This is a genomic window from Akkermansia sp. UNK.MGS-1 (assembly GCF_000980515.1).
Taxonomy (GTDB): domain Bacteria; phylum Verrucomicrobiota; class Verrucomicrobiia; order Verrucomicrobiales; family Akkermansiaceae; genus Akkermansia; species Akkermansia muciniphila.
In genome coordinates, this window is record NZ_LBCB01000002.1 from 1 (window position 1) to 9942 (window position 9942).

11 protein-coding genes and 2 rRNA genes are annotated in these 9942 nt (G+C 49.7%); 11 read left to right on the forward strand and 2 right to left on the reverse strand.

Annotation, left to right across the window (positions count from 1 at the left end; genetic code table 11):
* The 9 genes from WW58_RS01080 to WW58_RS12690 all read left to right on the forward strand — a co-directional run.
* Positions 1-346 (forward strand): 23S ribosomal RNA (locus tag WW58_RS01080); the annotation flags it as partial.
* Positions 347-584: 238 nt separating this feature from the next.
* Positions 585-700, forward strand: a 5S ribosomal RNA gene (gene rrf / locus WW58_RS01085).
* A 233-nt stretch (positions 701-933) separates the two neighbouring features.
* Complete coding sequence (locus WW58_RS01090) at positions 934-1641, forward strand: hypothetical protein (RefSeq protein ID WP_046434652.1); 708 nt, start codon at positions 934-936, stop codon at positions 1639-1641.
* 73 nt (positions 1642-1714) lie between these two features.
* Positions 1715-2596 carry a 4-hydroxy-tetrahydrodipicolinate synthase gene (gene dapA, locus WW58_RS01095; protein ID WP_046434654.1) on the forward strand — a complete coding sequence of 294 codons (882 nt, stop codon included), beginning with the start codon at positions 1715-1717 and terminating at the stop codon, positions 2594-2596.
* Between the two features lie 12 nt (positions 2597-2608).
* On the forward strand, positions 2609-3349 hold the full coding sequence (gene dapB, locus WW58_RS01100) for a 4-hydroxy-tetrahydrodipicolinate reductase (RefSeq protein ID WP_046434656.1): 741 nt from the start codon (positions 2609-2611) through the stop codon (positions 3347-3349).
* Between the two features lie 57 nt (positions 3350-3406).
* Complete coding sequence (gene folK, locus WW58_RS01105; protein WP_046434658.1) at positions 3407-3916, forward strand: 2-amino-4-hydroxy-6-hydroxymethyldihydropteridine diphosphokinase; 510 nt, start codon at positions 3407-3409, stop codon at positions 3914-3916.
* 21 nt (positions 3917-3937) lie between these two features.
* Positions 3938-4726, forward strand: coding sequence for a 3-methyl-2-oxobutanoate hydroxymethyltransferase (gene panB / locus WW58_RS01110; RefSeq protein ID WP_046434660.1), 789 nt, complete (start codon positions 3938-3940; stop codon positions 4724-4726).
* 13 nt (positions 4727-4739) lie between these two features.
* Positions 4740-5675 (forward strand): sugar phosphate isomerase/epimerase family protein, encoded by a 936-nt coding sequence (locus WW58_RS01115; RefSeq protein WP_046434662.1) that lies wholly within the window; start codon positions 4740-4742, stop codon positions 5673-5675.
* A 47-nt stretch (positions 5676-5722) separates the two neighbouring features.
* Positions 5723-6592, forward strand: coding sequence for a M23 family metallopeptidase (locus WW58_RS12690; RefSeq protein ID WP_102758966.1), 870 nt, complete (start codon positions 5723-5725; stop codon positions 6590-6592).
* 15 nt (positions 6593-6607) lie between these two features.
* Here the strand turns inward: WW58_RS12690 and WW58_RS01125 are convergent, their stop codons facing one another.
* Positions 6608-7453 (reverse strand): GYF domain-containing protein, encoded by an 846-nt coding sequence (locus WW58_RS01125; protein ID WP_180975884.1) that lies wholly within the window; start codon positions 7451-7453, stop codon positions 6608-6610.
* Between the two features lie 497 nt (positions 7454-7950).
* Between WW58_RS01125 and WW58_RS01130 the strand changes: the two genes are divergently transcribed.
* The gene (locus tag WW58_RS01130; RefSeq protein WP_237970605.1) at positions 7951-8820 is read left to right on the forward strand and encodes a PA14 domain-containing protein; all 870 of its coding nucleotides are present in this window, start codon (positions 7951-7953) and stop codon (positions 8818-8820) included.
* Between the two features lie 99 nt (positions 8821-8919).
* The gene (locus WW58_RS01135) at positions 8920-9498 is read left to right on the forward strand and encodes a hypothetical protein (protein ID WP_046434668.1); all 579 of its coding nucleotides are present in this window, start codon (positions 8920-8922) and stop codon (positions 9496-9498) included.
* A gap of 35 nt (positions 9499-9533) precedes the next feature.
* Here the strand turns inward: WW58_RS01135 and WW58_RS12695 are convergent.
* Positions 9534-9942 (reverse strand): hypothetical protein (locus tag WW58_RS12695; protein WP_288143383.1); only part of this gene is annotated, 409 nt, incomplete at its 5' end.

A 9942-nucleotide genomic window follows, 5' to 3' on the forward strand; every position in this document is an offset into this window, starting at 1 on the left:
AGGGTCCGGCTGTTCGCCGGTTAAAGCGGCACGCGAGCTGGGTTCAGAACGTCGCGAGACAGTTCGGTCCTCTATCCTCTGTGGGCGTTGGAAAATTGAGGGGTTCAGACCTTAGTACGAGAGGACCGGGTCTGACGCACCACTGGTGCATCGGTTGTACTGTCAAGTGCATGGCCGAGTAGCTAAGTGCGGACGGGATAAGCGCTGAAAGCATCTAAGCGCCAAGCCCTTCCCAAGATGAGTTTTCCCTACAGGTTCGTGGAAGACCACCACGTTGATAGGTCGCAGGTGTAAGTGCAGCAATGTATTGAGCCGAGCGATACTAATTACCAATTGACTTCATCATATTACATCACTCCCCGTCGTGAATGACAACTTGCTCTTGTCTCATTTACCTGTGCATGTTCATCAACCACCAGCCACGCAGATGTCAGTTTACGCTGAATCCCTCCCCACACAAAGGACGGAAATCTTCTTAGCCGCCACACACATACCCTGAAAAAAATCCCTCACTCAGAAGCCCCCAAAAAAGCAGGGCTCCCGGGCAGGCAGGATGAAGAAAAAATCACCTCTTCCCCCTGAAGCCCGGTGGCCAGAGCGCAGTGGTCCCACCCGGTCCCGTTCCGAACCCGGAAGTGAAACGCTGCCGCGCCAATGGTAGTCGGACGATAGGTCCCGCAAGAGTAGGTCGCCGCCGGGATTTTTTTCCATCAGGCCCCGCCAGTCACTTGACTCGCGGGGCCTGTTCGCTTCTTGCATATCCCTATTTCCCCCTTTAAATCTCTTGCTCAGTCTCTACGATGAATAAAATTCCAGCCCTTGTAAAATATCGTGACCATATAATTTTTTCTTAACTATTCCTTTTTCTTTCTTAATGACTTAAGTATGTGTGGGGTATTGACGGATTACACTCTTTCGTCAGAATGGCGGCATATGAAATCCCAAGTCATTCAGAAACCTGTGGTCGTCATTCTGGGCAACGCCGGCAATATAGGATATTTGGCAGCCAAGGTATTTGCCTGTCAGGGAACTGTGGTTGCCATGCTTCATGAGGCCGGTGAAGAATCTTGCCATATCGTTGATTGTCTTCCGGGCAGCAGCCACCTGGTCATGTCAGGCCGCCTGAACCATTCTTCCGATTTGGCTTCTTTTGCTGGTCTGGTACATACTCTTTATGGCCGTGTTGATTATTTGATTATTTGTGAAGATGCCTCAGTCGAGGTGCAGGGGCTGAGTTGTTCTTCCCGTGTTCGTCTGTCCGTTTTGCTGGAACATGCCTTTGTTTCTGGGGCCATGATTGTGAATATGGTTTCCCGTTCTGGAAAAAAGGGAGTATGGGAGGAAGATACCGCGGGCTTGGAAAATTGCCTGAACCGGAGAGATGTCAGAATGAGCCAGATCGTAATTCACCGTCCGGTATTTCGGTATGTTTCCCAGTCTCGATTGGCTTCTTCCGCCTGTGCGGCTGCGTTGTTTTTATGTGGGAACGAAGGTCGCCATATTCACCGGGAATATATCGTGGTCAATGGAAGGAAAGCTGCCTGGCGGCCCGGCAGGCGGCCGGAATCATTCCTGTCCCTGTTTAATTCCTGCCTGGAGTTTTGCTCCATTTGTTCACGAATGGTATTTCAGGATGCCTGACAGGCGTGCCATATTTCTGTATTCTGTCGTGACAAAAAGTGTCTGTTAAGATAGTATATTTCCAAGTAAGGTTATGAAGTTTCAAGGTCTTTATACAGCAATTGTGACTCCGTTTGCCGGCAACCGGGTCGATGAAGAGGCTTTTAGAATGCTTGTGGAAGCGCAGATAGCTGCCGGCGTGGCCGGCATTGTGGCTGTCGGTACCACGGGAGAATCCCCCACCTTGACTGTAAAAGAACACTTGAGGGTAATAGAATTGGCCGTGGAGAGCGCGGCTGGCCGTATTCAGGTTATTGCGGGAACGGGTGCTAATTCCACCGCAGAAGCTATCCATATGACCCAGGAAGCGGAAAAGATGGGAGTAGACGGAACGCTCCAGGTGTGCCCCTATTACAATAAACCTTCTCAGGATGGAGTCTATGCCCATTTCAAGGCTATTGCGGACGCTACCCGTCTGCCGATGATGCTGTACAGCATTCCGGGGCGTTGCGGGATTGAAATCAGTGTGGAAACAATCAGCCGTCTGGCGAAGGATTGCCCGCATATTGTTTGTGTGAAAGAGGCCGGCGGCAATGTGGACCGCGTGAACCAGCTGATGCAGGTGGTTCCGGAAAATTTCACTGTTCTGTGTGGCGATGACGGCCTGACGGTGCCTTTTATGGCCTGTGGCGCCAGCGGATTGGTTTCCGTAACATCCAATCTGCTTCCGGGCATCATGAATTCCATTGTCAAAGCTGGCCTGAATCAGGATATGGGGGAAATGCTTTCCCTCCAGAAGACATTTTATCCGTTGATGAAAGGGCTAATGACTCTGGATTCCAATCCTGTTCCGATCAAGGCGGCTTTGGCGATGAGAGGAGATATACAGCCCGGCATACGTCTTCCGCTGGTTCCATTGGCAGAAGAGAAGGAAGCTCAGCTTTCCGCTCTTCTTCAGCGTTTCAATATTCTTTAATATTTTAGTGATATGATTTCCATTCTTGTTACAGGCATTTCGGGCCGCATGGGCCAGGCTATTCAAGAGGCGGTGACGCAGAATCCGGATACTTGCGTGGGTTCTACTCATGATCAGGGACAGGAGCTTTATCCCGCCCTCGCCAAATGCGACGTAGCCATTGATTTTTCCCATCATGCTTTCACCAGCACTCTGCTGGCGGAAGCTGTTGCCAATAACAAACCTCTGGTGATTGGCACTACGGGACATACGGAGCTGGAACGCCAGGAGATCGTGGATGCTGCGGCATCCATTCCGATTGTGTTCGCTTCCAATTATTCCGTAGGGGTGAACGCCCTGTTCTGGCTGACGCGCAAGGCTGCCCAGATTCTGGGAGGCAGCTGCGATATAGAGGTAATGGAGATGCATCACCGTCACAAAATTGATGCTCCTTCCGGTACTGCCCGGACACTGGCAGAAATCCTGTCCAGCGCCATTGACAGGAATTATGAAGATAGTGTGGTTTTTGGCCGTGAAGGGTTGGTAGGGCCTCGACCCGCCAAGGAAATAGGCATGCATTCCCTGCGGGGAGGAGATGTGGTGGGAGACCATACTGTAATATTTGCTTCCGATGGTGAACGGCTGGAACTTACCCATAAGGCGTCCAGCCGTATGACATTTGCCTCCGGAGCAGTTCGCGCGGCTCTCTGGCTTCAAGGCAGGGAACCAGGTCTGTATACCATGGAAGACGTTTTGGGGTTGTCCCAATTATAACTTTTTCGGCATCGTGGCCGTTCTTCTTTTCCGGAACGGCCACGATGTTTTTTACTGATGAAGAGAGCAGGCATTGCACTGGGGTCCAATCTTGGGGATAAAAACAGCCTGATGGTTCAGGCCAGGGATCATTTGTTGCAGATGAGCCTGTCTGATGATCCTTTTTTGCAATCCTCTCTGTATGCCACCAGTCCTCAAGGGTGTCCGCATGGTGCGGATGATTATTTGAATGCCGTGGTGGAATTTACCTGGCCCGGTACGGTGGAGGAATTGCTCGTGCATTGCCAGGGTATAGAACGAGCCTTGGGACGCATTCGTTCCGGGATTCGCTGTGAACCCCGCACGGCGGATGTGGATATCATCTATGTGGGGGACATGGTGGTCAATGATCCTCCTCGTCTGATTCTCCCCCATCCCAGAGCCCATTTGAGGAAATTTGTTTTAAAACCTCTTTCAGATATCAGGCCGGAGCTTATCCTGCCGCGCCAGCATAAAACGGTTGCCTGCCTGTTGGCGGAATTGGATACGGATGAGGCTGAGCCGCTTCTGGTATCGGAACGCTGGTAAATTGCATGTTTATTGAACGCCATGAATCAATCTTTTGAGAAAGCGGAACGAATCCGCGCCTGCAAGAACAGGCGGCATGTGACTCTGGTTACTGCTTATGACTATCCTACAGGCCGCCTTTTGGATGAAGCCGGCGTAGATATTGTGCTGGTAGGGGATTCCTTAGGGATGGTGGTTTTGGGCTTTCCGGATACCACTCATGTGACGCTGGATCATATGCTTCATCATGTGGAAGCTACTGCGCGCGGAGTGAAGAACGCCCTGCTGGTGGGAGATATGCCCATACATTCTTATGATACGGTGGAACAGGCCGTGCAATCCGCAAAGAAATTGTTTTTGGCTGGAGCGGATGCTGTCAAGCTGGAAGGGGGGGCAGCCCAGGCAGGAAATATCCGTGCTATTGTGGATGCCGGTATTCCCGTAGTGGGTCATATCGGCCTCTTACCGCAGAAAGTGCTGGAGGAGGGAGGATATAGGATTAAAGGGAAATCCTCCGCGGAGGAGGAAGCCTTGGTAAGGGATGTGGAGGCTGTGGCAGAGGCGGGGGCTTGTGCTGTGGTTGTGGAGGGCGTAACGCCTCATGCTGCCCGACAAGTTACCGTACATTCTTCCATTCCCACATTGGGTATTGGTTCCGGCTCCCATACATGTGATGGCGATGTTGTGGTGATTCATGACCTGGTGGGCGCATTTCCGTGGTTTATTCCGGCTTTCGTCAAACCTCGCGCGGACGTAGCCGGGAGCATGACTGCCGCCGTCAAGGAGTGGATGGAAGATTGCTATACGGACCCCGGTTCCATCAGCTCATAATAATTGATTTTTTATGCTGGTATTTTCTACGTGCTGGAATTCCCACCGTCATCAGGACGGGGAAGAAATGATTGATGAGATTCTTTCTTTGGGTTTTGACCATGTGGAACTTTCCCACGGCATCAAGTTATCCCTTCTGCCCGGTATCATGAGGGCGGTAGATGCCGGAAAGGTGCAAGTGGCCGGGGTGCATAATTTTTTCCCCGCTCCGATTGACGAGGTGGGGGATTCTCCTGACAGCAGGCCTTTTACGGCGGATTTATTGCAGGTGCGTTCCAAGGCTATTGAATTGACGAAAAAGTCTATTGAACAGGGCGCAGCACTGGGGGCCGGATATATCGTGTTGCATATGGGAACGGTGGAACCCCTGGCGAAACGCACGGATACGGCTCATTTGCAAAACCTGGCGCGTCAGGGAATAGTGGGAACGGAATCGTTTGCCGACGCCAAGGGCGAATTTGTACGCCGCCGCAACCGTCTGGCTCCCGTTTATCTGGAACGGGCGCGTGAAGCTCTCCGGCAGCTCCTTCCGCAAGCCGGACAATTTGGCGTCAAGCTGGGCATTGAAGGGCGCAGCCATTATGAGCAGGTGCCGAGTGAGGATGAAATGAATTTGTTGATGAAGGAGTTTGGTGACAATCCCTTTATCGGTTACTGGCATGATTTCGGGCATATTCAAAGAAAGCACAATTTGCTTATATTAAATCATGAGCAGTTTCTTCGCCGAATGTCCTCCCATTTGATTGGAGGACATGTGAACGACGTCAAATGGCCCGCGCGAGATCATCAGGTTCCCCTTCTGGGAGGAGTGGTTCCCTTTGAACGCCTTCTTCCTTTTTTCCCGCATGGAGTTCCGCTCGTATGGGAGCTCTCCAGCCGTGTTTCCTCAGAAGATATCCGTGCGGCGCGCAAATTGTGGATGGAAAAATTTCCGCAGACGCTGGCCTGACTATCTTGTGATTGTAAATCCGGTTCCGTGGGTATAGAGTCGGCACGATGATAGATAAGACGACATCCCGCGTCATTATGGGGCTTTTGGGAACGGCCTGTGTCTTGATTACGGCATTTGCCTGGTACAAGACGAAATATGCCGCCGTCCCGGAGGCCGGGATGCCCCATAATATTTATGACGAAGATATTCCGCGGTCTGCTCCGGTTCCTGTAGATTACCGGATGGTTTTGTTGACACCCCAGGAACTGGCAAAGGCGCCTCTGGCCGATGTGTTTACATCGCCCCTCGGAGATGAAAATGGAGCGTTTACCTATGTTGCCCAGGGTGTGGGGGATATGAATGCCGCCCGTAAGGGAAGGCATGCAGGACAGGATTTAAATGGAATAGGAGGAGAAAATACGGATGAGGGACTGCCCGTGCGGGCCGCCGGCCGCGGATTGCTGATTTATGCAGGAGAGCCTTCTTCAGATTGGGGAAATGTTGTTGTGCTGCTGCACCGCTTGCCGGACGGGCGTTTTGTACAGAGTCTGTATGCCCATTTGAAAACCGTCAGCGATATTCCGCTGGGGACTCTGGTGGGACGCGGAGAGCAAATCGGCTCAGTCGGAACTGCGCACGGCAACTATTTGGCGCATTTGCATTTTGAGATGATTGAATCCATCGCTCATGAGGCGGGAATGCCGGGCTATGGGAAGACAACGTTTAACAGGATCAATCCGGATGAGGTGCTAAAGCAATATGCTCCCGACCCGGAAATGATGATGCCTGATCCTATTATTGCCTTGAAACAGGTTCAGATGGCGGCGGGGTGGGAAAAACTGCTGGAGAATCTGTATAAGGATAACAGCATGGAAGCTTTGGATAAAATCCTCCCAGGCAGTCAGCCGTCCTCGGAAGAAAAGGAAAAACGTTGATTACGGTTTTTTCGATCAGGAACAGGAGTTTTGATTTTTGGAGACCAGCTCCTCCTGTTTTCTGGTGATTTGCAGGACACAGACCAGCCACAGGATGCTGGCTGCCGTCATCAGTACGCCGGTGAGCAGAAAGGCCGTCACGTAATGTTCCGCCCCGAAAGGGAAAAGGGTGCACAGAGTTAGAGCCGTAGTCACCAGAAGATATAATCGCAGGGAACGGGAGGGTATTTGCAGCATCCATTCTGCCGGGTTTTTAGATGCCTTATATATTTCCTGAAGAACCAGGGCATTGAGCACCATGCCGACTACCGGCATACAGCTTAGAAGAACGCTAAGGAATGGAGTGAACCGAATTCCCTGAACTTGAAATTCCTGAATATTGGCAGATGCCCGGTACAGCCAGATCAGCTGGATAAGCAGGGATGGAATGAACAGGATACTGAGGAGGAAGACCAATGGCGCCGCAAAAGATGGCAGGTGAACCATATTCTGCTGAATGAGTGTCTGAATTTCTTCATAATTAACGACATTGTTGGAAAAAACAATCCAGCTGCTCCAGAGCATGAAGGGCAGCAATACGAAACATGCCAAAATGGATAATTTGGCTAGCCCGTTTAAAGGATAACGCAAGCGGTACTGCTGCTCCTCTGGTTGATCTTTGCTCTCTTGATCTTGTGTTTCCTCCCATATAGGTGACATTGGCGGAAGAACTTGGGCTACGGGCTGCCATCCTTCCATGCCCTGTTTCCAGGTAAGCGTTTTTGAGTCGATCACGCCCTGTCCCAGAAATTCACGGACTTCGTATTCGGAATAGGCTCTCGGCTGGGAATCGCCGGGAAGTTTCAGGAAGTATTCACTCATTACCTGCATTTTAGAGAAAGAAACATGCGCGGGGCAATGGGAATTTGACGGATGACTGATAAAGTATCCCAGCAGGGGCTTTTTTCAGATAGAAGAATCAGCTGCTAGTGGGTTTCTGACTGGCTTTTGAAGGGGAAGTGATTTTACCGGAAAATAACCGTCCGGAAGAGGTTGTTAGAAAATAATCGAAAGGACAGGATTCGAACCAGCGGTCTCTTCGTCCCGAATGAAGAAAATTTGAAATGTAACTATTGATAATCAATGATTGCGTTTCTTGTGCCCTTTTCAAATCCTTTGTTTTCCGCTTGATTGTCGTGCCGTTTTAACCTTTTCCTTCACGTTCCGAATGAGGGTTGGATTACGCGTTAAACTTGTTGATGGGGAGCGAGAAATCTTTCAAGGTTTCCATGAACTGAATATTCAGTTTATTCAGTAGTAAACGATACGAAACATAACATTATGGCTATATCTCTACAAAACCGTTCCACCCGTTGGATGTGGAAAACAACCGTTGCTACAAGGTAACGAAGAAAGAGTCCTCCAAGATTGGATGGCACAAGACGGAAGAAACCGGGGTACATGACTGGGAAGGATATATCCGCGTTCCGGAAGATGGAACCTATAATTTCACGATTCAGATTGACGACAACGGCTATCTGGAAATCAATGGTGAAAAGGTAGCGGAATTGACTGGCTCACATTCGTCCACATCCGTTTCTGGAAGCAAGGAACTTAAAAAGGGCTTCCACTATGCGAAACTGCATCATGAGAACCTTGCCGTACCGGAAGAAATTGCTCCTTACCCCAATGCGGAGGAGTTTGTTCCCAAGATGGGAAATTCCGAACTGGAACTTTGGGAAATTGATGCTCCAAAAAATCTTTGGAATATTGCCAATGCACAACGTTTACTGGGATGCTATAATGTAGTGGATTATCCCACCATGACTACAGATGATGTGTGGAACTATATTGGAGGATGGCTGAACGATAGCCACGTTTCGGGAGATGCCAATTACATTAACAGTTGCGCCTTGCGTCTGAGCATTGCTCTTAGTAGTTATGGTATTGACCTTAATGGAGCTCCGGGAGCCAATAATATTGGGGCAAAAGGTAATTCCCTGGCGTTGGGGGGTAAAAAGCACATTATCATCAGCACAGCTCAAATGGCGGTTTATCTCCGTACCCTGCTGGGGACTCCTGATTATCCGGATGATGGAGAAAATGGGTACAACACTCCCCAGGCTGGAGATATTATCGTATTTGGCGATAGTCTGCATGTGGGAATGTGTCCGGGAAATAACATTGGCGTGGGCAGTTTTATTTCCGGCCCCGTGTGGCTGCTCCAAAGATCGACACTGGATGATTAATAACTGATATTAAATAATATATTCATAGGGTGGACATTTTTTGTGTTCGCCCTATTTTTATTGAATATAAACCAAAAAATCAGTATCTAATATATACATATGAAGTATGTTTCTTTTCTTTGCGTTCTGTTTTCAGGGTTACTTTCAACCGTAGCCCTTGGAAAGCCAGACCGTTCTTCCCATGTTGCTACGCAGGCCGAAGTAGAACAGGATAGTTTTCTCAGGGGTACAGCCCGAAATTTAGAAAAAAGCGATGTGGTCCTGTCTGTTATCATTTACAAAATAGTCTCCACTGACCAGGGAACGACGCACTATGCCCGCGTCGTTCAGTCGCTGCGGGGAGATATTCCTGTAGAAGCTCTGGTCAAGTGGAATGGGCACGCCAATAAGCTTCCCAAGGGAAGCTTTCCTAAAACGGAATTGTATTCCAGTTGTAATCTGAGTTATGTCCTTGCGTCTTCAAAGGAGGTAAAAAAACTGCTGAACACGCCGGAAGATTTTACTCCGGCTGACAGCATTTATGGACTGGATTCCTACAGCCTGGGCGATCACGTCAGATATTTTCCGATGACGGAGAGCGACCCGGGCCGTGCCATGAAAAAGCTCCTGCATATCGAGCCTGCAAAAATCACCGCCGAATCGGAAGCAGCCCGCTTTAAACCGGAATCCGGCAAGTAACCCGGTTTTTTCTCCCTGATTCGACTTCATTTGACTCATCCTCGTTCATGAAATATGAACGGGGCTTTTTTGTGGAGGAGGTTCATTCTCCTGTGTTTAGGGGGGATGTTATAGAGTACTTCCGCAGCGGCTGTGATGCTGCCTGGCATAGGGGTGAGAATTGGGCATAGATAATTTTTCCTCTGCATCGGTAAATACCCCCGACATCCTCCAGGCTTAATTGAGAAGATTTGCCCGTTTGATTTTGTTCCTGTGAGGAGGGTAAATTCAATCAGCATGATGCTGTTTATTTGCCTTGGCGCAAAATAGGGGAAGTGCAGAGTTATTAATGAGTAAAATTGTTTTATATCAGTAAATAAGTAATCAAAAAGCCGCCCGGAGGCGGCTTGGAAATTGGTCGAGCTGACAGGATTCGAACCTGCGACCTCTTCGTCCCGAACGAAG

Coding starts and splice junctions, on each gene's coding strand:
- WW58_RS01090 (WP_046434652.1), top strand. CDS start 934: ATGAAATCCCAAGTCATTCAGAAACCTGTGGTCGTCATTCTGGGCAAC.
- dapA (WP_046434654.1), top strand. CDS start 1,715: ATGAAGTTTCAAGGTCTTTATACAGCAATTGTGACTCCGTTTGCCGGC.
- dapB (WP_046434656.1), top strand. CDS start 2,609: ATGATTTCCATTCTTGTTACAGGCATTTCGGGCCGCATGGGCCAGGCT.
- folK (WP_046434658.1), top strand. CDS start 3,407: ATGAAGAGAGCAGGCATTGCACTGGGGTCCAATCTTGGGGATAAAAAC.
- panB (WP_046434660.1), top strand. CDS start 3,938: ATGAATCAATCTTTTGAGAAAGCGGAACGAATCCGCGCCTGCAAGAAC.
- WW58_RS01115 (WP_046434662.1), top strand. CDS start 4,740: ATGCTGGTATTTTCTACGTGCTGGAATTCCCACCGTCATCAGGACGGG.
- WW58_RS12690 (WP_102758966.1), top strand. CDS start 5,723: ATGATAGATAAGACGACATCCCGCGTCATTATGGGGCTTTTGGGAACG.
- WW58_RS01125 (WP_180975884.1), bottom strand. CDS start 7,453: ATGAGTGAATACTTCCTGAAACTTCCCGGCGATTCCCAGCCGAGAGCC.
- WW58_RS01135 (WP_046434668.1), top strand. CDS start 8,920: ATGAAGTATGTTTCTTTTCTTTGCGTTCTGTTTTCAGGGTTACTTTCA.